Source organism: Bacillus sp. RHFS10 (assembly GCF_016757475.1).
GTDB classification, from domain to species: Bacteria; Bacillota; Bacilli; order Bacillales; family Bacillaceae; genus Bacillus; species Bacillus subtilis_G.
In genome coordinates this window covers 511,278-535,862 of sequence record NZ_JAESPO010000001.1, presented here as the reverse complement: position 1 = coordinate 535,862, position 24,585 = coordinate 511,278, and the positions used below count along the sequence as shown (strand labels likewise).

At 46.6% G+C, this 24,585-nt stretch carries 21 protein-coding genes; 2 read left to right on the top strand and 19 right to left on the bottom strand.

Annotated elements, in window-relative coordinates; translation table 11 throughout:
• Positions 1-2: 2 nt before the first annotated feature.
• From lpdA to JMN17_RS02760, 5 genes are all read right to left on the bottom strand, one after another.
• Positions 3-1,427: a dihydrolipoyl dehydrogenase gene (gene lpdA / locus JMN17_RS02780; protein WP_202327258.1), complete on the bottom strand. Its 1,425-nt coding sequence runs from the start codon at positions 1,425-1,427 to the stop codon at positions 3-5.
• 20 nt (positions 1,428-1,447) lie between these two features.
• Positions 1,448-2,539 carry a butyrate kinase gene (gene buk / locus JMN17_RS02775; RefSeq protein ID WP_087990653.1) on the bottom strand — a complete coding sequence of 364 codons (1,092 nt, stop codon included), beginning with the start codon at positions 2,537-2,539 and terminating at the stop codon, positions 1,448-1,450.
• An 18-nt stretch (positions 2,540-2,557) separates the two neighbouring features.
• Entirely contained in the window at positions 2,558-3,652 is a 1,095-nt protein-coding gene (bcd, locus tag JMN17_RS02770) for a Leu/Phe/Val dehydrogenase (RefSeq protein WP_202327256.1), read from the bottom strand.
• A gap of 11 nt (positions 3,653-3,663) precedes the next feature.
• Positions 3,664-4,563: a phosphate butyryltransferase gene (gene yqiS / locus JMN17_RS02765; protein WP_202327249.1), complete on the bottom strand. Its 900-nt coding sequence runs from the start codon at positions 4,561-4,563 to the stop codon at positions 3,664-3,666.
• Between the two features lie 124 nt (positions 4,564-4,687).
• Complete coding sequence (locus JMN17_RS02760; RefSeq protein WP_202327247.1) at positions 4,688-6,766, bottom strand: sigma 54-interacting transcriptional regulator; 2,079 nt, start codon at positions 6,764-6,766, stop codon at positions 4,688-4,690.
• Between the two features lie 151 nt (positions 6,767-6,917).
• Here JMN17_RS02760 and JMN17_RS02755 point away from each other — a divergent pair, with 151 nt between their 5' ends.
• On the top strand, positions 6,918-7,154 hold the full coding sequence (locus JMN17_RS02755) for a DUF2627 domain-containing protein (RefSeq protein WP_087990657.1): 237 nt from the start codon (positions 6,918-6,920) through the stop codon (positions 7,152-7,154).
• 43 nt (positions 7,155-7,197) lie between these two features.
• On the opposite strand, the gene prpB is transcribed toward JMN17_RS02755, so the two are convergent.
• The 7 genes from prpB to JMN17_RS02720 all read right to left on the bottom strand — a co-directional run bounded on the left by prpB (position 7,198) and on the right by JMN17_RS02720 (position 14,810).
• Complete coding sequence (prpB, locus tag JMN17_RS02750; RefSeq protein ID WP_202327240.1) at positions 7,198-8,103, bottom strand: methylisocitrate lyase; 906 nt, start codon at positions 8,101-8,103, stop codon at positions 7,198-7,200.
• Positions 8,104-8,119: 16 nt separating this feature from the next.
• Positions 8,120-9,538, bottom strand: coding sequence for a bifunctional 2-methylcitrate dehydratase/aconitate hydratase (locus tag JMN17_RS02745; RefSeq protein ID WP_202327238.1), 1,419 nt, complete (start codon positions 9,536-9,538; stop codon positions 8,120-8,122).
• 21 nt (positions 9,539-9,559) lie between these two features.
• Positions 9,560-10,678: a citrate synthase gene (mmgD, locus tag JMN17_RS02740; protein ID WP_202327230.1), complete on the bottom strand. Its 1,119-nt coding sequence runs from the start codon at positions 10,676-10,678 to the stop codon at positions 9,560-9,562.
• 37 nt (positions 10,679-10,715) lie between these two features.
• Positions 10,716-11,849 carry an acyl-CoA dehydrogenase gene (locus JMN17_RS02735; protein ID WP_202327228.1) on the bottom strand — a complete coding sequence of 378 codons (1,134 nt, stop codon included), beginning with the start codon at positions 11,847-11,849 and terminating at the stop codon, positions 10,716-10,718.
• A gap of 31 nt (positions 11,850-11,880) precedes the next feature.
• Positions 11,881-12,744, bottom strand: a complete 864-nt coding sequence (locus JMN17_RS02730) for a 3-hydroxybutyryl-CoA dehydrogenase (RefSeq protein WP_087990661.1) — start codon at positions 12,742-12,744, stop codon at positions 11,881-11,883.
• Positions 12,745-12,769: 25 nt separating this feature from the next.
• Complete coding sequence (locus JMN17_RS02725; RefSeq protein WP_087990662.1) at positions 12,770-13,951, bottom strand: acetyl-CoA C-acetyltransferase; 1,182 nt, start codon at positions 13,949-13,951, stop codon at positions 12,770-12,772.
• A 127-nt stretch (positions 13,952-14,078) separates the two neighbouring features.
• Positions 14,079-14,810, bottom strand: coding sequence for a glycerophosphodiester phosphodiesterase (locus JMN17_RS02720; protein ID WP_087990663.1), 732 nt, complete (start codon positions 14,808-14,810; stop codon positions 14,079-14,081).
• A gap of 407 nt (positions 14,811-15,217) precedes the next feature.
• Here JMN17_RS02720 and JMN17_RS02715 point away from each other — a divergent pair, with 407 nt between their 5' ends.
• The gene (locus tag JMN17_RS02715; RefSeq protein ID WP_087990664.1) at positions 15,218-16,336 is read left to right on the top strand and encodes an NADH-dependent flavin oxidoreductase; all 1,119 of its coding nucleotides are present in this window, start codon (positions 15,218-15,220) and stop codon (positions 16,334-16,336) included.
• 216 nt (positions 16,337-16,552) lie between these two features.
• On the opposite strand, the gene JMN17_RS02710 is transcribed toward JMN17_RS02715, so the two are convergent.
• The 7 genes from JMN17_RS02710 to dxs all read right to left on the bottom strand — a co-directional run bounded on the left by JMN17_RS02710 (position 16,553) and on the right by dxs (position 24,453).
• Positions 16,553-16,738, bottom strand: coding sequence for a hypothetical protein (locus JMN17_RS02710; protein WP_207194082.1), 186 nt, complete (start codon positions 16,736-16,738; stop codon positions 16,553-16,555).
• A 123-nt stretch (positions 16,739-16,861) separates the two neighbouring features.
• Entirely contained in the window at positions 16,862-17,665 is an 804-nt protein-coding gene (gene spo0A / locus JMN17_RS02705; RefSeq protein ID WP_003226427.1) for a sporulation transcription factor Spo0A, read from the bottom strand.
• Between the two features lie 275 nt (positions 17,666-17,940).
• Complete coding sequence (gene spoIVB / locus JMN17_RS02700; protein ID WP_202327226.1) at positions 17,941-19,221, bottom strand: SpoIVB peptidase; 1,281 nt, start codon at positions 19,219-19,221, stop codon at positions 17,941-17,943.
• A gap of 174 nt (positions 19,222-19,395) precedes the next feature.
• Positions 19,396-21,126, bottom strand: coding sequence for a DNA repair protein RecN (recN, locus tag JMN17_RS02695; protein WP_202327224.1), 1,731 nt, complete (start codon positions 21,124-21,126; stop codon positions 19,396-19,398).
• Positions 21,127-21,163: 37 nt separating this feature from the next.
• A complete protein-coding gene (gene argR / locus JMN17_RS02690; RefSeq protein WP_087990667.1) occupies positions 21,164-21,613 on the bottom strand; it encodes an arginine repressor ArgR in 450 nt (149 codons plus the stop codon).
• A 96-nt stretch (positions 21,614-21,709) separates the two neighbouring features.
• A complete protein-coding gene (locus JMN17_RS02685; protein WP_202327222.1) occupies positions 21,710-22,555 on the bottom strand; it encodes a TlyA family RNA methyltransferase in 846 nt (281 codons plus the stop codon).
• Positions 22,552-24,453 carry a 1-deoxy-D-xylulose-5-phosphate synthase gene (gene dxs, locus JMN17_RS02680; RefSeq protein ID WP_087990669.1) on the bottom strand — a complete coding sequence of 634 codons (1,902 nt, stop codon included), beginning with the start codon at positions 24,451-24,453 and terminating at the stop codon, positions 22,552-22,554. Before dxs ends, JMN17_RS02685 begins: the two co-directional genes overlap by 4 nt.
• Positions 24,454-24,585: the final 132 nt, after the last annotated feature.

Sequence of the window (24,585 nt, the reverse complement as noted above, 5' to 3'; positions counted from 1 at the left end):
TTTTAAAAATGAATGGCTTTGCCGTCTGCGGCAAGCGCTGCTTCTCCAATCGCTTCAGAAAGCGTCGGGTGCGGGTGAATTGTTTGCCCGACCTCCCACGGCGTTGCGTCCAGCACTTTGGCAAGACCCGCTTCTGAAATCATGTCGGTGACGTGCGGGCCGATCATATGCACGCCGAGAATATCATCCGTGTCACGATCCGCTACGATTTTTACAAATCCATCGCTTTCTCCGTATACAAGCGCTTTTCCAATTGCCATAAATGGGAACTTGCCGATCTTGACATTATGCCCGTTCGCCTTCGCTTCTTCTTCGGTTAAACCCACACTGGCAGCTTCAGGGCTTGAGTAGATGCACTTCGGTACAAGCGTTGGATCAAGCGGATGCGGATTGAGTCCAGCAATATGCTCAACAGCAATGATTCCTTCATGCGATGCGACGTGAGCTAATTGCAGACCTCCGATTACGTCCCCGATTGCATAAATATGAGATTCCTTCGTTTGGCAGCTTTCATTGACTGAAATAACGCCATTTTCAGTGACAATATCAGTATTTTCAATGCCGATGCCTTCGATATTTGCCTGTCTGCCAATGGAAACAAGCATTTTTTCAGCAGAGTAAGTGACGGTTTCTCCGTCTTTTTCCGCTTGTATGCTGATGTTCCCCGCCGTTTTTGTCATTGTGTCAGGCAGCACTTTTGCCCCTGTGACGAACTGAATGCCTTTTTTCTTAAGAAGACTTTCCATTTCTTTTGAAATGTCTTGATCTTCAGTCGGCAATATGCGATCCGCATATTCAATAACCGCTACCTCCACACCAAAATCATGAAGCATAGACGCCCATTCGATCCCGATCACGCCGCCGCCGACGATGATGATCGATTTTGGCAGCTCCTCCATTTGGAGCGCCTCATCCGATGTCAATACAGACTTTCCGTCCGCTTCCAAACCCGGAAGCATTCTCGGTCTTGATCCTGTTGCAATGATGACTTGTTTCGGAATCAGCATGTCATTTTCTTCGCCATTTCCCCGCTCAACAGAAATCGTTCCCGGCAGCGGAGAGAAGATTGACGGTCCGAGGATACGGCCATATCCGTTGAACACGTCGATTTTTCCTTTTTTCATTAAATGATTCACACCGGCCGCCAGCTTATCAACAACAGCTTGCTTGCGCCGCTGCACTTTTTCAAAGTTGAGGGACACGCCTGCCGTTTCTACTCCGAATTGATCGGATTTACGAGCTGTCCGGTATACCTCTGCGCTTCTAAGCAGCGCTTTACTCGGGATACAGCCTTTATGCAGACATGTTCCCCCGAGTTTTTCCTTTTCCACAACGGCTGTCTTTAAGCCAAGCTGAGCGGCTCTAATCGCCGCAACATAACCGCCGGTACCGCCGCCCAAAATGACTACGTCATACTCAGTTGCCATGGTGACTCACTCCTGTCTGTCTATTCAATACGATATTGTTTGGATTGCTCTTCGCCCAGCAATACCCTGAGCGCCCCTTGGGCCAGAGACTGCAGTTCATTTTCTCCCGGATAGACTAAAACGTCTGAAATCCAATCTATGTATGAGCTGATACTGGAAACAAAGCTTTTGCCGTACGCCAAGCCGCCCGTTAGCACAATCGCTTCCACTTCGCCTTTTAATGCCGCGCTGGCTGCCCCGATTTCCTTCGCTACCTGATACGCCATGGCATCAAAAATGAAGCGGGCTTTTTCATCGCCCCCCTGGATCATCTGTTCCACTTTTACTGCGTCATTCGTACCGAGATAGCCCAAAAGCCCGCCAGTGCCCACCAGTTTTTTCATGATTTCTTCTTTTGTAAACTGTCCTGAAAAACATAAATCGACAAGATCCCCCGCAGGCACTGTCCCTGCACGTTCAGGGCTGAATGGCCCCTCTCCGTGAAGGCCGTTATTGACATCGACCACCCGCCCGCGGTCATGGACGCCTATTGTAATACCGCCGCCCATATGGGTAACAATCATTTTCATGTTCTCATATCGTTTGCCGAGAGAGGCTGCCGCCTTACGGGCGACAGCTTTTTGATTTAACGCATGAAAAATGCTTTTCCGTTCAATCTCAGGCATGCCTGAGATTTTTGCGAGTACTGACATTTCATCTACGACAACAGGATCGACGATATATGAAGGGATATTCAGCCCGTCAGCGATTTCCCGCGCGATAATGCCGCCTAGATTCGAAGCATGCTGGCCGGCGTAGCCGCTTTTCAAATCCTCAATCATGTCATCATTCACTTCATACGTTCCGCCTTCAATCGGCCGGAGAAGACCGCCTCTGGCGCAGACTGCATCAAACTTTGAAATATTGATTCCCTGTTCATGAAGCGTTTCAAGAATCTGTTTTTTGCGAAATTCATACTGATCAATAATATGGTCAAATCGCTGCAGCTCTTCTATGTTGTGTCTCAATGTTTTTTCAAAAATGCCTCGTTCGTTATGAAAAACACCGATTTTCGTTGAAGTTGAGCCTGGATTAATAGTGAGAATGCGTTTTTCATCATGTAACACTTTCATAACCTCCAGATCAATTTCTTAACGTCTGCTTAATACACTGTGGCCGTTTTGCAAAAACTGGCTTCTTGAGTGGCGCATGCGTTCAATCCGTTCCTCTGCCAAGCGGTCAGCCGCTAAATACGTCGGAATACCATCACGCTGAGAAATTTCAAGTACACGCTCAATATTGCCGTAAATGCCTTCAACTTTCTTCAATGCGCGTTCTGCATTATAGCCGTAAAGCTCATCTGCCACGTTGATGACGCCGCCCGCGTTAATGACATAATCCGGCGCGTAAACGATGCCCATTTCGTGAATTTGATCGCCATGGCGTGTTTCTTTTAATTGGTTGTTGGCCGCACCCGCGATGACTTTCGCCTTCAGCTGTTTAATGGTGTCGTCGTTGATTGTCGCACCGAGTGCACACGGCGCATAAATATCGCAGTCTTGTGAATAAATCTCATCCGGATCAACTGCACGGGCACCAAAATCTGCAACTGCGCGCTGTACTGATTGTTTATTGATATCGGTCACGATTAAGTTTGCCCCTTCCTCATGAAGGTGGCGGCATAGGTTATAGGCTACGTTCCCTACACCCTGTACAGCGATGGTTTTTCCTTCGAGAGAGTCAGTACCGAAAGCAGCTTTAGCAGCAGCTTTCATACCTCTGTATACGCCGTAAGCCGTAACTGGGGATGGATTTCCTGAAGATCCGAAAGCAGGAGAAATCCCTGTGACATAGTCTGTTTCATCATGAATGATGTCCATATCCTCAACCGTTGTGCCCACATCTTCAGCTGTAATGTACCTGCCGTTCAAACCTTGAATATAGCGGCCAAACGCGCGGAACATTTCCTCATTTTTATCTTTGCGAGGATCACCGATAATCACTGTTTTTCCGCCGCCAAGGTTTAAGCCTGCCGCCGCGTTTTTATAGGTCATGCCTCTTGCCAGCCTGAGCGCGTCTTCAATCGCCGCTTCTTCATTTTCATACGTCCACATTCTCGTTCCGCCAAGTGCCGGACCGAGCGTTGTATCATGAATCGCGATAATCGCTTTTAAGCCGGATTGTTCATCTTGGCAAAATACCATTTGTTCGTAATCGTATTTCTCCATATATTTAAAAAGTTCCATGTTCGTTCCTCCTAATGTGTGTATTCTTCTGATGCGCATATCGCGAGCGCAATGGAATACAGTTTATTTTCAGCGGAGTCCGCTCTGCTCGTTAAGGCAATCGGCGCTTTTGCTCCCGTAATGACAGCCGCCACGCTGGCCTTCGCAAAATAAATAAGTGATTTATATAAAATATTGCCGGCCTCAATTGTTGGGACGAGAAGGATATCAGCGCTGCCCGCTACGTCTCCCGAAATCTTTTTCTGGGCCGCGGCAATTTGCGAGACTGCGTTATCCAAAGCAAACGGCCCATCAACAATACAGCCTTTGATCTGGCCTCTTTTGCACATTTGAGCAAGAGCAGCTGCATTTACTGTCGCTTCCATTTTCGGGTTTACCGTTTCGACCGCTGCCAGAGCAGCTGCTTTTGGCATATTGTTCCCTACTGCACGGGCCACATGAACGGCATTTTGCAAAATCTGCCGAAGCTCTTCAAGTGAAGGAGCAATATTCATTGCCGAATCTGTCACAAACATCAACCTGTCAAAGTCCGGTATATCAAACACAGCCACGTGGGAAAGGACATTAGATAGCCGAAGCCCCTCCTGTCTGTTCAATACCGCTTTAAGCAAAACAGAAGTCGGCACATTCCCTTTCATTAACACGTCCGCTGTTTTGTGATGCACAGCACGAACCGCTAATTTTGCCGATTCTTCAGGCGTATCGGCATGAACGATTTCCACTTGATCCCCTTGCATAGATGATGTCAGATCGTTCAGTTTTTTGCTGTCGCCCACTAACAAAAAACGGGCAGATAGGTGCTCGGCTGCCAGCTTTACAGCCCGGATCACTTCCTCATCCTCAGCATGAGCAACCGCAATAGTCTTGTTTTTGTACATCGACGCTTTACCGATCAAATCTTTCAGCTTCATCTGTTACCACCCTTCTTGTTTCGACTCCGCCTTTTATTATGCAAGTTCCATGCCAGCTCCTCAGCGTACTGTCATACCAGATCTATTGAAAAACTCGTGCAGATGTTTGCGCTTATTCTGCAAATTATTGCATGCCTTCATTTGCAAGGCCATATTTATCCATTTTGTAATATAAATTCCGTATGCTGACTCCGAGGGCTTTCGCTGTTTTTGTCCGGTTATAATGATGCTTCTCGAGCGTTTGCTGGATCAAATGCGCTTCAAATTTTTCTACTGCAACAGACAGCTTCTCGCCTTCAATATTCGGAGAATCAAAGCCTGCACCCTGTTCTGGGTCGCTTTCTTTTTGTTCAACTTCGAATACAGGCAAGTGATCTTTTTCAATCCATTCCATATGCGGATTCAGAAAAATCATGGCTCGTCCTAGGACATTTTCCAATTCGCGGACATTCCCCGGCCAATGATAAGCGGATAAAACACGCAAAGCTTGCTGCGAGAGACCCTTTACATTCCTGCCGTAATCCCGGTTAATCTTTTGGATAAGCCTGACGCTTAGTGCCTCAATGTCTTCCAGCCGCTGCCGCAATGGCGGGATGGAGATGGGGTAGCGGTTGATTCGGTAATACAAGTCTTCACGGAACGCACCATCCGCCATCGCCTTTTCGATATTTACATTTGTCGCCGCGATCACTCTGACGTTGACAGGAATCGCCTTCGTACCGCCCACTCTGACGATTTCCTTTTCTTGAAGGACGCGGAGCAATTTCGCCTGCATATTTTGTGTCAGTTCGCCGATTTCATCTAAGAAAATACTGCCGTTATTGGCTTCTTCAAATAAACCCTTTTTACCGCCACGCTTCGCTCCTGAAAACGCACCATCCTCATAACCGAACAATTCTGATTCGAGCAGGTTTTCAGAAAGGGCAGCACAATTCACCCGAATAAATTTATTGTACTTCCGGTCGCTTTCGTTATGGATGGCATGGGCGAACAGTTCTTTTCCTGTTCCTGATTCCCCGCGCAGCAAAATGGTTGCCGGCGTTTTCGCCCCGAGCTTGGCCTGTTCAAGCGCAACCAGCATTTGCTCACTTTTGCCGATAATGTCATCAAACGTGTATTTCGCCTCAAGTGTGCGAATGATTTGTCTGGCCCGGTTAAGCTCGGCTGTCAGCATTTTAATTTCGGTCACGTCGTGAATCACACCGACGCTGCCTTTCAAAATCCCGTCTACAATCACCGGCGCTACATTGACGATGACCTCTTTTTCATTCGGGCCGACCTTCATTCTGACACCGCGGACAGGGCGTCTCGTTTCAAGCACCTTTAAATGCATGCTTTCGCCTTCAGAAATATCAGTGTTGGCAGGCTTGCCGATGACTTCTTTTTCGGAGAGCCCTGTCATTTTCGTATACGCTTTATTAATCAGGAGTCCGATGCCGTTTTCATCAACGACAGAAATCGCCTCATCGGAGGATTGAATAATCGCCTCCAGCATCGTACGGACCTGCTTTAAGTTTGTCACTTCCTCTGCCAGCTCAACAGCATCGGTGATATCTTTAAACACACAAAGCGCCCCGAGCAAACGTCCGCCTTCATCAATAATCGGCAGCCTCGTCGTCACAATTTGCAAATGATCGCCCAAAAGCTGCTTCTGGTTGTATTCAGGCACTCTTGTTTTTAAAATCCGCGGCAACTTCGTGCTCGGAATGACTTCTTTTATCGGGCGTCCAATGACTTCCTCACGTTTTTTCCCGACCATTTTTTCGGCCATATGGTTAAAGAGAATGATTTCTTCATTGATATCAATAAAAATCATCCCGTCATGGGTAGAATTAAAAATTCGGTCGTGTTTGTATGTTTGCTCTTTCAGCATTTGAATCAGGTGCTGCTTTTCTTCCATCAGCTGAAAAACGATGTACGCCATTTTTCCCGGCATAATAATGGTCTCTTCATGCTTTTCTTGAAGGAGTTCGTCAAACACGGCTTGATCGCCGGTGGTATGAATGACGATATCCGGTTTTAGTTGTATGTAAGGTTTCCAATCAGATGAAACGGCAATCCCATACTGTTCTGCTTCTTTCAATCCCGGCGCCTCGGGGTCTTTGTCAACTACGGCAATGACCTCTATGATGGCTGTTTTGATCAGAATATGTAATAACGCCGTTCCCCTTTTGCCGGCACCTACAATCAGTACCTTTTGCATCCCGCTACCCCTTTGTATGAAAAAATTTGCACACCTATTTATTCCGTTGCAATAATTTGCACAACCCTATGTTACCACGTTTTCTTCTCTTGACAAAATATTTTCCCCGCTGGACAATAAAGAAAATGAAAGATAAAGGGGTTTTCTGAGGATGAGCCGACTTCTTGCGCTTTTGATATTAGTCGTCCCCGGCGCCATATCCGCTTTAGGCATTAAACTGATGAGAGATACACTTTTCGGTCATAGTGTAAAGCCATTTGCAGCTCTTTGGCTCCAAGGTTTGTCAGGGTTCATCTTTTTTGCGTTCGGCCTTTATGTGCTGGCAGGGTTCGTTTTATACAGGGACAGAAAACGCCATCAAGTCAGCCCGCGATTCAGAAAACGATAGCTGCAAAAAAAGCCGGAGAACACTCCGGCTTTTTTTGACCGCACTATTCGTCAGGCAAAACGGTCTTGGCAATCGTTTTATCTAACGTTTCATAGTCATAATAAGAAATCGTCTCGTACAGTTCTTTTCGTGTCTGCATATGATGAAGCCCTTCTTTTTGTGAGCCGCGCTCCTTAATCAAATCAAATAGCCGTGCATAAGCTTTTGCCGCCGCTCGAAGCGATGTGACAGGATATATCACCATGTCAAACCCCATAGCTTCGAATTCATCGGCACGATAATACGGCGTTTTCCCAAATTCGGTCATATTTGCAAGGAGCGGAACGGAAATGTGTTCAGCAAACTGGCGGAATTCGTTCTCCGTCTGAAGCGCTTCCGGAAAAATTGCGTCCGCTCCAGCCTCAATGTAAGCCGCTGAGCGCTTCACCGCGGCGTCAAGCCCTTCCTGCGCTCTGGCATCAGTACGGGCAACAACGACAAGGGTGGGCGCCGCTTGTTTGATCACTTTTATTTTTTGCGCCATTTCCTTTATCGAGACAAGCTGTTTGCCATTTAAATGCCCGCATTTTTTCGGAAGCTGTTGGTCTTCTATTTGAACGGCGGCTACTCTGGCTTCAAGCATCTCACGGGCGGTTCGGGCGGCATTTAACACACCGCCGAATCCCGTATCTATATCAACAAGGAGAGGCAGATCAGCTGCACGCACAAGATCCTTGGCTCGATCAGCCATTTCTGTTGACGTGATGATCCCTAAATCAGGGAGCCCCCTGCTGGCTGTATATGCCGCACCAGACAAATAAACAGCAGAAAAACCGGCCTCTTTCGCAAGCAAGGCGGCCATCCCGTCATGAGCGCCGGGAATCTGCAAAATGTCCGGCGCTGACATCAGCTTGCGGAAACGAACGGCAAGCTCTTCTTGTGACGATTGCTTATTAACGATCCACGACATGACGTAAGTCCTCCTTTTACATGCAAAACATATCTATGAATTCATTTACACGCATCGTTTGTAATGTCTCATAGCTGGTACAGCGCTTATAAATGTGTTTTTGCTGTTTATTAGAGAAATGGGTTTTAAGATTGGCAGAAAACTTTTCCAGCAGCTTCGGCACTGCCTCGTCTCTTCGAAAACGATGGCCGAGCGGAAATTCACATTCCACCATTTCCGTGCTCGTTCCGTCTTTAAAATGAACTTGAACTGCATTTGAAATGGAACGCTTGTCGGGTTTCAGGTAATCCTCGGTATATGTTTTATTTTCAGTCACTTCCATCTTATCCCGAAGTTTATCTATTCTCGGATCACTCGCTGTTTCAGCCTCATAATGCTGCGCGGTGATATCACCAAAAAGCAATCCGATTGCTGCGATGTATTGGAGGCAGTGATCACGATCTGCCGGATTGTGAAGCGGGCCTTTTTTATCAATGATTCGGATAGCGGATTCATGCGTTCTGATGACAACACGGTCAATCTCATCAATCCGGCCCTTTACCTGCGGATGAAGAATGACGGCGCACTCTACCGCTGTCTGAGCGTGAAATTCCGCAGGATAAGACACTTTAAATAACACATTTTCCATGACATAAGCGTCGAGCGGGCGGGCGAGTTTAATCTCTTGTTTATTGAATAAAACGTCTTGGAAGCCCCACCCCGGTGCGCTCAAAGCTGTCGGATAGCCCATTTCCCCTTTTAACGCCATCAGCGCCAAATGAACTCCTCTGCTCGTTGCGTCTCCTGCCGCCCACGATTTGCGCGAACCGGTATTCGGTGAATGCCGGTATGTCCTCAAGGCTGCATTGTCAATCCATGCATTTGAAAGCGCATTTTTGATTTCTTCTCTTCCGCCGCCCAAGAGCTTTGCTGCAACAGCGGCTGTAGCGACTTTGACAAACAGCACATGATCAAGGCCAACTCGGTTTAAGCTGTTTTCTAAAGCAAGCACGCCTTGAATTTCATGTGCTTTGATCATCATTTCAAGTACGTCGCGTACCATTAAAGGTTCGTTCCCTTCAGACAGCCTTACTCTCGATACATAATCAGCAGCCGCAAGGATCCCTCCCAAATTATCGGACGGATGCCCCCACTCCGCCGCCAGCCATGTATCGTTATAATCGAGCCAGCGAATCATGCAGCCGATATTAAACGCTGCTCTCACAGGATCGAGAACATATGACGTTCCCGGAACTTTGCTCCCATTCGGCACAGTCGTTCCGGGAACAATCGGGCCGAGCAGCTTGGTGCATTCGGGATACCGGAGCGCCAAAATCCCGCAGCCCAGCGTATCCAGCAGCACGTGCCCCGCTGTTGTAAACGCCTCGGAGCTTGTAATCTCTTTCTCAAGCACATAGTCTGTGATTTCTTCAATGACATGATCCGTTTTCAGCATTCTACCAGTTCCTTTCATGATTTAAGATTCGGCCTGATACCGCGGGCCCAAATAACTGACACGTGGACGAAAGAGACGGTTATTGGAATGCTGTTCGATCACGTGGGCGCATAAACCGGATGTTCTCGCACTGAAAAAGACAGGCGTATACAAAGGTATCGGTATGCCGAGCATCCAATACACCGGGGCAGCGTAGTAATCCAAATTCGGGTAAAGCCCTTTTTCCTTCTCCATCAGCCGCTCGCCTGCTTCACACATCTCATATAAACGATGGTCGCCGGCTTTATCGCATAATTGCTGCAGCGCCTCTTTCATCATGAGTGCTCTCGGGTCCATTTTTTTCATATACACTCGGTGGCCGAATCCCATAATTTTTTCTTTTCTTTGCAGTTTTGATTGCAGAAGCTGCTCAAAATCAGACGGTGTTTTCGCCTCCAAAAGCATATACATTACGGCTTCGTTTGCTCCTCCGTGAAGATTCCCTTTCAGAGAGGCTACAGCTCCTGTCAAAGCGCCATAAAGATCTGAATGTGTAGAAGCGATGACTCTGGCAGTAAAGGTTGAATTCGGCATTTCATGTTCACTGTACAGGATGAGGGACCGGTCAAAAATGCGTTCTTCCAGTGAGGACGGCAATTTCCCAGTCATCATATATAAAAAATTCGCACTGTAGGATAGGGTTTTAAGCGGAAGAATCGGCTCTTTCTTATTGATGATCCTATAGCTGGCAGCAGTGAGGACAGGCATTTTCCCCAGAAGCTGATAGGCGCGTTCTTTGTTTGCAGAAGGAGAGCGATCATCAATTTGCCGGTCATAGCCGGCAAGAGCAGACAGCCCGGTCCGCAGACTATCCATCGGATGAGTGTGTTTGGGGAGCAGCTCAAGCAGACGGAGATGATCTGCCGGCAGGTCTGATGCGCTGTTTATGTTTCTTTCCAGCGTTTCCGTTTCACTTTCTTTCGGCAGCCTGCCCTCCAGCAATAAATGGATAATCTCCAGATAGCTTTTGGTTTTAGAAAGATCGATTAAATCATAGCCTCGTATCAAAATCTGGCTGGACTGCGTGTCAAGATAAGAAATTTGAGTTTCTGCCGCAATCACACCGTCCAAACCCGGAGAATAATGCGGTTTCTCCACCATATCCTCAACCTCCGTTTTGCATTTTTGTCGATCAGGTTTAACCAAGCAGATGTTTTGAAATAATCAATCTTTGAATCTCGTTCGTCCCTTCATAGATTTGCGTCACCTTTGCATCGCGAAGCAGCCGCTCGACCGGATAATCCTTCATATAACCGTATCCTCCGTAAATTTGCACGGCATCTAACGCCGCCTTCACCGCAGAATCGGAAGCAAATTGTTTAGCCATAGACGCTTCTTTTCCACAGGACAAGCCGCGGTTATGAAGGTCTGCGGCGCGGTAGACAAGGTGCCTTGCCGCCTCTGCCCTTGTCGCCATATCAGCCAGCTTAAATGATATGCCTTGATTGGCTGCGATAGGCCTGCCAAATTGCACCCGCTGCTTCGCGTAAGCAACGGCATGCTCAAGAGCCGCTTCTGCAATGCCGAGCGCCTGGGCCGCAATACCGATGCGGCCGACATTTAAATTCGCCATGGCGATGGTAAAGCCATCTCCCTCTTTGCCAAGCAAATTTTCTTCAGGCACTTCTGCATTGTCAAAAATCAATTCCGTAGTATTGGAGCCATAGAGCCCCAGCTTTCTTTCTTTTTTTCCAACGGTAAAACCGGATGTATTTTTTTCAACGATAAAAGCGGAAATCCCGTGCCTGCCTTGATCCGGAGCTGTTAAAGCAAACGTGATATAGACATCGGCGGCTCCGCCGTTCGTAATAAACATTTTTGATCCGTTTAATAGGTATTTGCCGTTCTTTTTGATGGCTGTCGTGCGAAGGCTCCCTGCATCCGACCCTGAAAGAGGCTCCGTCAGTGCAAATGCGCCCAAATGGTCTCCTGAAGCGAGCTTCGGGATATATTTACTCTTCTGTTTTTCGTTTCCAAAGTAAAAAATAGGATTTGTGCCGACCGAGGTATGAACGGAAAGAATGACACCGACAGCCGCGCTGATTTTAGAAATCTCATGAATCGCCAAAATATAAGAAATAACATCCGCCCCAGCGCCGCCGTATCGTTCCGGCACCGGTATTCCCATCAGGCCGTGTTCACCCATTTTTTTGATGAGCTGAAACGGAAATTCGTCCGTTTCCTCCATGATTTTCGCAGCGGGAGCAATTTCTTTTCGGGCAAAATCACGCACCATTTTTCGCATCATGACTTGCTCTTGGGTTTCATGCAACTCGCCACCCCCGGATGAAATGAAATGAACTTCAGAAAGTCCTCTCCACATATTGATAAAAGCCGCGTCCGCTCTTTTTGCCGAGCCAACCCGCTTTGACGTATTTACGAAGCAGCGGACAAGGACGATACTTGGAATCGCCAAGGCCGGAATGAAGAACTTCCATAATCGCTAAACACGTATCAAGCCCGATAAAATCCGCTAGTCTAAGCGGTCCCATGGGATGGTTCATACCCAGCTTCATCACCTCGTCTATTGCCTCGGGCTTCGCCACCCCCTCATACACGCAATAGATGGCTTCATTAATCATCGGAAGAAGCACGCGGTTGGAAACAAACCCCGGAAAATCATTGACTTCTACCGGTGTTTTCCCCATCTTTTCCGCTAATCCCATAACATCTAAGGCCGTTTCCTCTGATGTAGCCAAGCCGCGAATCACTTCAACCAGCTTCATCACAGGGACAGGATTCATAAAATGCATGCCAATGACTCGTTCAGGCCGGTTTGTCACAGCAGCGATTTCTGTAATAGGCAAGGAAGATGTATTGCTGGCCAAAATCGTATGAGGCGGGCATATGTGATCAAGTGTGTTAAACATTTCGGTTTTCGCCGCCATGTTTTCTGCGATAGCTTCAATCACAATGTCCGCGTGTTTTGCCTCCTCAAGCGTTTGAGAAAGCGAAATGCGGCTAATTATACCCTTCATTTCCGCTTCGGTCTTTCTCCCTTTCTCAACATCACGGGTCAGCTGTTTCTTCAACCGTTTCAATCCTGCCTCCGCAGCCTCTGGGTTCACATCGTACATCCTCACATCAAAGCCTGCGTCGGCAGCTGTTTGAGCGATCCCGCTTCCCATCTGTCCTGCACCGGCCACCATGATATGTTTCATCTCCATTTAAATCCCCTTTTTCGTCATTGTTTTAATGAACATGCACTAAGACAGCATCTCCCTGAGCCGCACCGCTGCAAATGGCGGCAACGCCCAGCCCCCCTCCCCGGCGCTTTAATTCATAAACAAGCGTCATGAGAATTCTTGCTCCGCTTGCACCGATCGGGTGGCCGAGCGCGATCGCACCGCCATTCACATTTACTTTTTCAAGATCGAAACCGACGATTTTTTCACATGTCAAAACAACAGAAGCAAACGCTTCATTTATTTCAAACAAGTCAATATCTTGAATGGTTAAACCGTTCTTTTTCAGCAGCTTGTTGATTGCAAATCCCGGGGCTGCCGCCAGCTCGTGCGCTTGCATTCCCATCGTCGAAAAACCAAGAATGGTAGCCAGAGGCGGTGTGCCAAGTTCAGCAGCTTTGTCCTCAGACATCAGCACAAACGCGCCAGCTCCGTCATTGACCCCGGGAGCATTGCCGGCTGTGACAGAACCGTCACTTGTATAAATCGGTGAAAGTTTCGCAAGTTGATCCAGACTTGTGTCACGGCGAATCGCTTCATCTTTGTCAACAATGTTTGTTTTACCTTTTCGTCCGATCCAGCTGACGGGAACCATTTCATCCTGAAACTTTCCTTTATCGGCAGCCTTAGCTGCCCGCGCATGACTTCTTAGCGCCCATTCATCCTGATCCCCGCGTGAGATTCCATATTCCTTGGCCGCTGTATTTCCGTGAACAGCCATATGCACCTCGTCAAACGCGCACATTAACCCGTCATAAACCATTAAGTCCCTAAGCTCGCCGTCTCCCATCCGTGCTCCCCAGCGCCCGGCGGGGACGGCATACGGAATATTACTCATGCTTTCCATTCCCCCGGCAACAAGAATGTCCGCATCTTGCGCCCGAATCATTTGATCACATAAGGTGACAGCGCGCAGTCCGGATGCGCAGACTTTATTCAGCGTTTCTGACGGCACATGCCAAGGCATTCCAGCCAAACGGGCAGCTTGCCGGGAGGGTATCTGCCCTGAGCCGGCTTGGACAACCATGCCCATGACAGTTCCTTCAACCTCGTCTCCAGAGACGCCAGCGCGATGCAACGCCTCCTTCATCGCAATGCCTCCAAGCTCCGCAGCTTTCACCTCTTTCAACGCTCCGCCGAACTTGCCAAATGGTGTTCTTGCGGCACTTACAATGACTGTATTCCTCATGGTTTCACCTCATTCAGAAGATAGACAGCGCTTACAATTTCTAGTTGTCTTCTATGAATGTATGCTTTGTAACGGGCTTGAATGAATGAAAAAAGAAGGCTGCGCCAACAGCCTCCTTCTAAAACAACTATTTATTTTTCAGCAATGCCAAAGCCTTTGCAGGAAAATCGGTGAAAATGCCGTCTACCCCCGCTTCAAAGAGACACTTCATATCTTCCGGCCGATTGACTGTATACGGCCTTACCTTGATCGAACTGTTCCTCATTTTTTTCAGTACTTCATCTGCGGTCCCCGGGCTGTTCAGCTTAGGGTGATAGCCGGAAGCCGGAATCGATGTGATATACCGGTCAGCCTGATAAAGCACATCTGAAGTCAACACCGCCCGTTCAATATGGGGAGCGAGCCGTCCGCATAGCGCCAAGCTTTCATGGTTAAATGTGGACAGGATCACTCTTTCCTCTATTTTGAATCGCTTCACTGACTCCAGCAACTTTTCTTCCATGCCTTCATATCGGATCACACTGTTTTTTAATTCAATGTTAATAAGGAAATCCTTTTTTTCCGCCCACGAGAGAACGTCTTCTAGCAGCGGCACTTGGACATCACTGTATGTTCGACCGTGACCAGCAGCCGCATTCGCAGTCTTTATCACATCATACGCTGTATCCTTCACGAATCCTTTGAGCGATGTCGTCCGGTCAAGCCTTTCATCATGGATCACAACAATACGTCCGTCTTTTGACAGCTGCACATCAAGCTCTATCCCCTCCGCTCCGGCTTCAATTCCTTTTTCAAAGGCTAGCATTGTATTTTCGGGAAATTGGCCAGATGCCCCCCGATGGGCAAAAATCTTTGTCATCGTTTCACCTCAAGCCCTAAAGTTTCCTGTTTTCTCCATTATACTGTTTTTAGTGCTTCCACTCTAGGATTAAGGCTGTATCACAATCTACTGTTCGTAATAAGAATCAATGCCATTGGACAATCACATCCGCGGCCTTTTGCTGATATTACGCGAAAACCAGCATGAGGGTTCCACATTTTTCAAAAACCTTTTAAAGAATATTTCTTTACAGAAGTTAAAGCCATGAAAAATTCGTTCTCCTCTGGCTGCAGCGGTCTTTACTTAAACCTTCAAGGACCCCGAATAGGAGCGAAGAAAATACCTCGCTGTAACTCAAGATATTCAGCCGGTAAAGCAGATCAATTGCATTAATTTTTATATATAGGCTAGAATATTTGCGAATCCAAACGAAGGAAGATGATCAAATGAACCCTAAGTATAAACCGCTGTTTGAACCATTTACGTTTAAAAGCGGGGTTACAATCGACAACCGGATCACAGTAGCACCAATGACTCATTACGCTTCTAATGAAGACGGTACGATATCTGAAGCAGAGCTTGACTACATCATCCCCCGCTCAAAAGAGATGGGAATGGTGATTACAGCCTGCGCAAACGTCACACCGGACGGAAAAGCATTTCCCGGGCAGCCGTCCATACATGATGACTCGAACATTTCAGGTTTAAAAAAATTAGCGCAAGCCATTCAGGCGCAAGGCGCTAAAGCCGTTGTGCAAATTCACCACGGCGGCATTGAATGCCCGTCTGAGCTCGTTCCGCAACAAGATGTCGTAGCGCCAAGTGACGTATTTGATAACGGCAAGCAAATTGCCCGCGCTTTAACAGAAGAAGAAACGGAAAATATCGTAAAGGCATTTGGAGAAGCGACAAGACGCGCCATTGAAGCCGGCTTTGACGGTGTTGAAATTCACGGCGCGAACGGATACTTGATCCAGCAGTTTTATTCTCCGAAAACCAATCAGCGCACAGACCGCTGGGGAGGAAGCGATGAAAAACGGTTAGCCTTCCCGCTTGCTATTGTCGATGAAGTGAAAAAAGCTATTGCAGAACATGCGAAGGACGCGTTCTTAGTGGGCTACCGCTTGTCTCCGGAAGAACCTGAGACACCAGGATTAACAATGGCTGAAACCTTTACGCTTGTTGATGCTTTAGGGAATAAAGAATTGGATTACCTTCATATCTCACTGATGGACGTGAACTCAAATGCACGCCGCGGTGCAGATCCGGATCGCACACGCATGGACTTATTGAATGAACGTGTCGGAAACAAAGTGCCGCTGATCGCCGTCGGTTCCATTCATTCCGCAGATGACGCGCTGGCCGTGATCGAAAGCGGCATTCCGCTAGTCGCAATGGGACGCGAAATTTTAGTTGACCCTGACTGGAGTGTGAAAGTAAAAGAAGGGCGGGAAAAACAAATCGAAACCGTAATCAAAGGCACAGATAAAGAAAAATATCATTTACCTGAACCGCTATGGCAAGCCATCGTGAACACGCCTGGCTGGGTGCCTTATAAAGACTAATGTGTTGAGACTGCCGAAACGATTCGGCAGTCTTTTTTCAACTTTAAATAAATAGTTTATGTAAACATCTAAACAGCAAGGGTAGGAGCTCGCCAGCTGCTTCTGGAAGCAAATCTAGGAGAAGCCCGTCACGCTTTCTTGCTTTTTTCTTTTTCATTCGTACGTCTCCTTTGTTCATGTATGCTTCCTTACTTACGATTTTACAGAGAATGGGTTTCAATTTGATTCTGATTGTTTGGTTTTGATTCTCCAAGCAGAGAAAACACAAGAAACCATGACTGTAAATGAGATAAAGTCGATCAAGATGCCTAGTATGCGTGATTCTGTAATGATGTTCGAATTGACGCAAAGCGCAAGAATAAATAGCGCAATGAACAATCCATACTTTTCAAACACATGCATCACTCCTTGCGGAAAATAGATCCTTCCTATCATTATATCCCCAAAACAAAACGCCTCCTATTTATCAGCGCGAACCAATAAATAAAAGACGTTTGATTTAATCATCGCTTGATATTCTCATGCTTAAGAAGCCTTATGTTCTAATCTCAGCTTATCCGCAACCATCGCAATGAATTCGCTGTTAGTAGGCTTAGCTTTTGTCATGCTGACTGTATAACCGAACAGCGAGGAAATGGAATCAATGTTTCCTCTGCTCCATGCGACTTCAATCGCGTGGCGGATTGCTCTTTCTACACGGCTAGCGGTTGTGTTGAATTTTTTGGCGATGTCCGGATAGAGAACTTTTGTAATGCTGCCGAGCAATTCGATGTCATTGTATACCATTGAGATTGCTTCGCGCAGATAGAGATACCCTTTAATATGCGCTGGGACGCCGATTTCATGGATAATGCTTGTAATGCTCGCGTCGAGATTTTTCTTCTTTGGTTCAGGCTGGCTGCTGCGTATAATGCTGCTTTGCGATGATGGCGCGCGATGCGTCACGCTGCTTGCATTCCCGCTGACCTGGCGGATATGTCCAACAAGGTTTTCCATATCAAACGGTTTGAGAATAAAGTAAGAAGCGCCTAAATCGACGGCCTTTTTCGTGACATCTTCCTGTCCAAAGGCTGTCAGCATAATGACATTCGGCTGTTTCTTCAGATCTGATTCCCTCAGCCGCTCTAAAACCGCAAGTCCGTCCAAATGCGGCATAATAATATCTAATACGAGCACATCGGGATCTTTTTCTTTAAACAACGACAGGCATTCCTGTCCATTATAAGCAACACCGATGACTTCCATGTCTTCCTGTCCTTCAATATATTCACTCAACAGGCTTACCAGCTCTCGATTATCGTCAGCAACACAAACTTTAATTTTCTCCACGTTTCTTCCTCCCCAAATGTAGTTAACAGGATTCACCCTTGCTACATGTTTACATTCGACAAAACCGCTATATACCCTCTAAAAAAATCATCATAACCAATATTAGTGGTATATCTTTATTTTTCTATGTTTTTCTCCGTTTTTCGACTAAATATGAAATTTGACAAATAAGGAAACGTGAATTTGTCGAAAAATCTTCTTTTGTACATTTTACCGTATGTATTCTGAGAAGTGAAGAGGGATCAAAGCAAAAAAACTGCCGGAAATTCCGGCAGTCAGCTTGCTTTTTCTTTTCCGTAAATATCAATTCCCGCTTCTGACAGCATCCATTCAATATGAACGCCGTAGCCGCTTGTCGGGTCATTTACAAACACATGGGTGACAGCGCCGATCACTTTGCCATTTTGGATGATCGGGCTTCCGCTCATCCCCTGGACGATGCCGCCTGTTTCTTTTAATAGCCTCGGATCGGTTATTTTCAAGACCATTCCTTTTGTTGCCGGGAATTTTTGCGGGGTTGTGCTGACGATTTCAATATCAAACTTTTCTACCTTGTCATCATTAATGACCGTTAAAATTTCAGCCGGGCCTTTTTTGACTTCAGTAGAAAACGCAACCGGCAGTCCTTGATCTGAAATCTTGTTTTGAATCGGCTGATGCAGTGTCCCGAAAATCCCAAACGGGCTGTTTCTGTTAATATCCCCGATCGTTTTGCGTTCTGAGGAAAATCGCGCCAGTTTTTCTCCCGGATTTCCGCCTGTCCCTTTTTCAATTGATGTTACAGTTGATTTAACGATTTCGCCATTCTCCACTACAATCGGTTTCTTTGTGTCCATATCGGAAATCACGTGGCCAAGTGCTCCGTATTTTTTTGACTTCGGTTCATAAAAGGTCATAGTGCCGATCCCAGCGGCAGAATCCCTGATATATAACCCAATTCTGAACTTACCTTCTGCTTCATCCTTTTCCGGAATGAGCTTTGTTTTGATTTTCTGTTTATCACGTTTAATAAGCAAATCTAAAGATTCGCCGGTTTTACCGGCATTCTGAATAAATGGGGCCACATCATTCATTTTTTCAATTTTCTGTCCATTCATCTCAATAATGATGTCGCCCGCTTCAATACCGGCCGTTTCTCCCGGGGATTTTTTACCTTCACTAGTGTTGATCTGATGAAATCCGACGACAAGAACACCGACGGAATGAAGTTTAACACCAATCGATTGTCCGCCAGGTATGACTTTTAAATCAGGAAGAACTTTTACTTTTGTTTTTTTGATTGGAAATCCTGCAAGATCGTATACTAACTCTGATTCACCTGATTTTTTGCCTGTCACCTTGACTTCATGCGGGTCTTTCTTTACTGTAAACGCTTCTGAAGATTCTTGTGTATGAGCGTTTACCGATAAACCCGTTTCAATCGCTTGTGTTTGGGTTTCAAATACTCTCATTTGCGTTGGAATCAGTAAATACTCTTTTAGCGGTTTGCATAAACCTACACTTAATAACGAAACAAGGAGAATTAAACCTACTGCTTTTCTGATGTTATCGGGCATTTACTACTTCACTCTCCTCGCTCCTATCCCACACCTTCTTTATGACTTGCTGCTACATCATTTAATTTTGCCTTCTGACGCCTTATTTATAACTGTCATATAAAGAAAAACATTGGATATACTGATGAACGAATGGATGTGCGTGAAAAAAATAAGCTGCGCTTTTCGCGCAGCTCACCCCGTTGTTTTGACTTGGTCCGCTTGTCTTAAAAGTTCTTTTGCATGGCGTTTCGTTAAGTCTGTTACTTCGACTCCTGCAATCATACGCCCGATTTCCGCTACCTTTTCCTGCTTAGACAGCGGCTTGACATGTGTTGTCGTTCTGCCGTCTTTTAACTCCTTCGCAATATAAAGATGCGTATCTGCCATGGCAGCCACCTGAGGCAAGTGTGTAATACACAGCACTTGCGATCCTATTGACACTTTATGGATCTTCTCAGCGATTGCCTGTGCGACTCTGCCGCTTACACCGGTATCAACCTCATCGAATATAATCGACGTCACATCCTGTTGAGAGGAAAAAATGCTTTTAATAGCTAGCATCACCCGTGACAGCTCTCCTCCGGAAGCGACTTTCGAAAGGGATTTCAGCGGTTCGCCTGTATTGGTTGAAATTAAAAACTTCACCAAATCAATCCCTTGTTCAGTCATCTGAACAGGCTGGCCGTTTACAATCGGCGCCTCCTCATTTCGGGGCGCTGTTCTGATCTTAAATTCCGTATCAAAAGTTGATTTTTCCATGTAGAGGCTTTTTAATTCCCGATGAATCTCATCAGCCAGCTTTTTCGCCCATGCTTTGCGGATTTTTGAAACATTTGCCGCTTCCACTGCGACATCTTTGCCGACTGAGTCAAGCTCCTTCTTCACGCTTTGAAGATGGCTGTCCCTGTTTTCAATTTGGTCAATCTCTTCTTCAATTTTAGAAGCGTATTCCAAGATATCCTCAACAGATGCACCGTATTTTCGTTTCAGCTGTTTGATTTCATTAAGGCGCGTCTCAATATAGTTCAGGCGTTCCGGATCATATTCAAGTTCATCCAGCATATTTCTCATCTGAAATGTAGCGTCCTCCAGAAGATAGTAGGAGTTCGAAACATTTTCAGACAGTTTTTTCAGCGGTTCGTTAATATCGGATATATCTTCAAGCTGCGCTGATGCCATTCCGACCCAGTCCAGTCCGCCCTGCTCGCTGCGAAGCGCGTTATATGCATTTTGCAGCGATTCATATATCTTCTCAAAATTTGAAATTTGCTGGCGCTCTTCCTGAAGCTGCTCATCTTCATTAAGCTCGAGCTTAGCCGATTCGATTTCTTCGAGCTGAAATTGAATGAGATCAAGACGGTGGGCCATTTCCTGTTCGCTTTCAGAAAGCTGCTTTAGCTTTTTAAGCAGCTTCATATACCGCTGGTACCCTTCCTGATACGTTTGAAGCGCGCTTTCCGCTTCGGCTCCGGCAAACTTGTCCAAAAGCTGGAGGTGATTTTCGTCCTCCATTAACAGCTGGTTATCGTGCTGCCCGTGAATATCTAATAAAAGCCTGCCGATCTCTCTTAGCGAGGCAATCGTGACAAGCTTGCCATTAACTCGGCAAACGCTTTTTCCGCTCGTGCTGATATCCCTTCTCATGATGATCATTTCGTCTGAAATGTCAATTCCCTGCTCAGCGCATACGTCAAAAACGGGATGGCCGCTCTCCAATAGAAACAGCCCTTCAAGCTCGGCTTTTGTCTCCCCATATCTGACAAATTCGGATGAGCCGCGGCCTCCGACTAAAAGAGAAATGGCATCTATGATGATGGACTTGCCGGCTCCGGTTTCTCCTGTTAAAACCGTGAGCCCGCGTTCAAAAGAAACCGTCAGTTCCTCAATAATGGCAAAGTTTTTAATGGATAGTTCAGCTAACAAACAGCATTACACCTCTTTATCTTTGTTAGATTTTCTATTACAGCAGCTCAAGCAGCCTGTTTTTTACGCCGTCTGTATCTTCAGGAGTCCGGCAAATCATTAAAATCGTGTCATCTCCGCAAATGGTTCCCATTATTTCATCCCAGTCCAAATTGTCCATCAGCGCCCCGATTGCCTGGGCGTTGCCGGGCATCGTTTTCAGCACAATCATATGGCTTGCTGAGTCTATTTTCACAAATGCGTCCATCAGTGCCCGCTTCAGTTTGGAAAGCGGATTGAAACGCTGGTCTGCCGGAAGACTGTATTTGTAAGAGCCGTTATTCGTAGGCACTTTCACTAGGTGAAGCTCTTTAATATCGCGTGAAACCGTGGCTTGCGTCACTTTGTATCCATCCTGCTTCAGCATGTCAACCAATTCGTCCTGCGTTTCGATTTCATTGCTTGTAATGATCTCTCTGATTTTAATATGCCTCTGGCCTTTGTTCATGTAAGCACCTCTATTTCCAGCTTATCTGTTCTTTTATGTTATATGTTTCTCTGCAAAATGTACATAAATGCAGAAAAAAGGAATAATAGCGCCCTATTATTCCGGTACATCTGCTTTTTTTTCTTTTAACGTCTTATGTGCCTCTTCTACAATGCGATTGATCTCTTCTTCTGACAGCTCCTGTCCTTCCTGTTCCTCTCCCGGCCAATGCAAATGAAGGAGAAATTCAATATTTCCGTCTCCTCCCGTGATTGGAGAAAATGACAGGCCTTTGCAGATATAGCCTTCAGCAACAGAGAAACTGACCATACGCTTGAGAACATCAGCATGTACTTTAGGATCTCTGACAATCCCTTTTTTGCCGACGGATTCCCGTCCCGCTTCAAACTGCGGCTTAACAAGAGCCATGCAGTCACTGCCAGGCACAAGCAATGTTTTGAGGACAGGCAGGATAAGCCGCAGTGAAATAAAGGACACGTCAATCGTAGCAAACTCCGGCATGCCCTTTGTAAAGTCTGCCGGTGTTGCGTAACGGAAGTTTGTCCGTTCCATCACGACGACCCGTTCATCCTGTCTAAGCTTCCACGCAAGCTGATTGTAGCCTACATCTACCGCGTATGACTGTTTAGCACCGTTTTGCAGAGCGCAGTCCGTAAAACCGCCGGTGGAGGAGCCAATATCAATCATGATTTTATCCTTAACAGAGATGGGAAACTCCTTCAGCGCTTTTTCAAGCTTTAAGCCGCCTCTGCTCACATATTTCAGCGGGTTTCCTTTGACTGTTAACGGCAGATCGCGGTCAATTTTTTCCCCAGCCTTGTCCAAGCGGTTTTCGTTTGAATAGACGATTCCCGCCATAATGGCTCTCTTGGCTTTTTCCCGCGTTTCCGCCAACCCTCTTTCTACTAGTAATACATCTAATCGTTCTTTCTTTGACGTCATGATCCAATTCCTTTGTGTGTCTTCGGCGGCATCAGTAATCTAATGCGGTTTGCCGCCTGCTGTTTTGTTAGTCCAATTTCTTCAAGGAGCGCCGTTACGCTTCCGTGTTCAATAAACCGATCCGGGATACCCATTCTGTCAATCGGTGTAAGGAATTCACCTTGATCATGAGCGAATTCTAAAATCGAGCTTCCGAAACCGCCTTCTAAGACCGCTTCTTCAATCGTTAAAATCGGCAAGCCTTCTTTTAAGATATCCTTCATCATTTTTTCATCCATCGGCTTAATAAAACGCGCATTGACAACGCGCACGGACAGGCCTTCTTTTTGCAGCTCTTCAGCTGCTTCAAGCGCCATTTCGATTGTTGTTCCAAATGTTAAGATGACTGCGTCGTTCCCCGGGCGCAACACTTCCCACGTGCCGATCGGAATCGTTTTCAGCTGTTCATCCATTTTTACGCCGAGTCCGTTTCCGCGCGGAAAACGCATCGCAATCGGGCCTTCGTCATAGCTGAGTGCTGTATGAACCATATGCTGTCCTTCATTTTCATCTTTCGGCATCATTAAGACCATGTTTGGAATGTGGCGCATAAATGCAATATCAAACACGCCTTGGTGTGTCTCTCCGTCAGCGCCCACAAGCCCTGCACGGTCAATGCCAATAAACACATTGGCGTTTTGGCGGCAGATGTCATGAACCACTTGGTCATATGCCCTTTGCAGGAAGGTTGAATAAATCGCCAAAAACGGCTTCATCCCCTGCATTGCCATAGCTGCAGCCATCGTTGCCGCATGCTGTTCGGCGATTCCTACGTCAAACATGCGATCAGGGAATTCGTTTGCGAAGCCTTCAAGCTTTGAGCCGACAGGCATAGCCGGCGTAATGGCTACAATGCGTCCGTCCTCTCGCGCCATTCGCTGCACAGTCCCGCTGACAAGACCGCTCCATGAAGGTGCTGCGGCTTTCGGTTTTACAAAGTCACCGGTATTAATTTTATATGGTCCGGTACCGTGCCATGTTCCGATCGTATCGGTCTCAGCCGGTTTGTACCCCTTCCCTTTTTTTGTGATGACATGCAGGAGAACAGGGCCTTTCGTTTTTTTGGCGTATTGAAGATTCTCAATCAACTCATGGTAAGAATGTCCATCCACCGGGCCTAAATACGTAAAACCAAGCTCTTCAAAAAACATGCCCGAGACAAGCATGTATTTCAGGCTGTCTTTCACGCGTTCCGCCGTGGCGGCAAGTTTGCCCCCAACTGCCGGGATCTTTTTAAACAAGTATTCGAGCTCATCTTTCACCCACTGGTATTTTCCGGCAGTGCGCAGCCGTCCGAGCATAGAATGAATGGCTCCGACATTCGGGGCAATACTCATTTCATTATCATTTAGGATGACAATCATGTCTTTTTTCTCGTCGCCGATGTGGTTCAGCGCTTCGAGCGCCATTCCGCCTGTCAGCGCACCGTCACCGATGATCGGAATAATAAATTCATCGGTTCCTTTTATATCACGCGCGGCTGCCATTCCCATCGCACCTGACAGAGAGGTTGAGCTATGCCCTGTTTCCCAAACATCATGCTCGCTTTCACTCCGCTTTGGGAATCCGCAAAGCCCTTTGTACTGGCGAAGCGTCGCAAATTCTTTTCCGCGTCCTGTCAGCAGCTTGTGGACATACGACTGGTGGCCTACGTCCCACAGAAATTTGTCTTTCGGGCTGTTAAATTCCTTATGCAGCGCAACAGTAAGCTCTACGACACCTAAGTTTGGGCCGATATGGCCGCCGGAAGCGGATAACGTTGTAATTAAAAATTGGCGGATTTCATCACTTAATTTTTCTAATTCATCAATGGACTTGTTTTTTAAAAATGACGGGTCCTGTATTGATAAAAGATCCAAAGCGGATCAACTCACTTTCAGCATGAATTTCTGCAATGATACATGTCTTCCGCATGCCGAGCTGGACAATGGCCAGTTCTCAGACATAAAAAAAGACAAACGGGCTTTTCTCTTTCATTTTTCATATAAACT

Coding starts and splice junctions, on each gene's coding strand:
- buk (WP_087990653.1), bottom strand. CDS start 2,539: ATGAAAGTGTTACATGATGAAAAACGCATTCTCACTATTAATCCAGGC.
- JMN17_RS02720 (WP_087990663.1), bottom strand. CDS start 14,810: ATGACAAAGATTTTTGCCCATCGGGGGGCATCTGGCCAATTTCCCGAA.
- JMN17_RS02760 (WP_202327247.1), bottom strand. CDS start 6,766: ATGCAAAAGGTACTGATTGTAGGTGCCGGCAAAAGGGGAACGGCGTTA.
- JMN17_RS02730 (WP_087990661.1), bottom strand. CDS start 12,744: ATGGAGATGAAACATATCATGGTGGCCGGTGCAGGACAGATGGGAAGC.
- bcd (WP_202327256.1), bottom strand. CDS start 3,652: ATGGAACTTTTTAAATATATGGAGAAATACGATTACGAACAAATGGTA.
- JMN17_RS02715 (WP_087990664.1), top strand. CDS start 15,218: ATGAACCCTAAGTATAAACCGCTGTTTGAACCATTTACGTTTAAAAGC.
- JMN17_RS02755 (WP_087990657.1), top strand. CDS start 6,918: ATGAGCCGACTTCTTGCGCTTTTGATATTAGTCGTCCCCGGCGCCATA.
- JMN17_RS02710 (WP_207194082.1), bottom strand. CDS start 16,738: ATGCATGTGTTTGAAAAGTATGGATTGTTCATTGCGCTATTTATTCTT.
- prpB (WP_202327240.1), bottom strand. CDS start 8,103: ATGTCGTGGATCGTTAATAAGCAATCGTCACAAGAAGAGCTTGCCGTT.
- JMN17_RS02685 (WP_202327222.1), bottom strand. CDS start 22,555: ATGACGTCAAAGAAAGAACGATTAGATGTATTACTAGTAGAAAGAGGG.
- argR (WP_087990667.1), bottom strand. CDS start 21,613: ATGAACAAAGGCCAGAGGCATATTAAAATCAGAGAGATCATTACAAGC.
- yqiS (WP_202327249.1), bottom strand. CDS start 4,563: ATGAAGCTGAAAGATTTGATCGGTAAAGCGTCGATGTACAAAAACAAG.
- JMN17_RS02745 (WP_202327238.1), bottom strand. CDS start 9,538: ATGCTGAAAACGGATCATGTCATTGAAGAAATCACAGACTATGTGCTT.
- mmgD (WP_202327230.1), bottom strand. CDS start 10,678: ATGGTGGAGAAACCGCATTATTCTCCGGGTTTGGACGGTGTGATTGCG.
- lpdA (WP_202327258.1), bottom strand. CDS start 1,427: ATGGCAACTGAGTATGACGTAGTCATTTTGGGCGGCGGTACCGGCGGT.
- JMN17_RS02725 (WP_087990662.1), bottom strand. CDS start 13,951: ATGAGGAATACAGTCATTGTAAGTGCCGCAAGAACACCATTTGGCAAG.
- spoIVB (WP_202327226.1), bottom strand. CDS start 19,221: ATGCCCGATAACATCAGAAAAGCAGTAGGTTTAATTCTCCTTGTTTCG.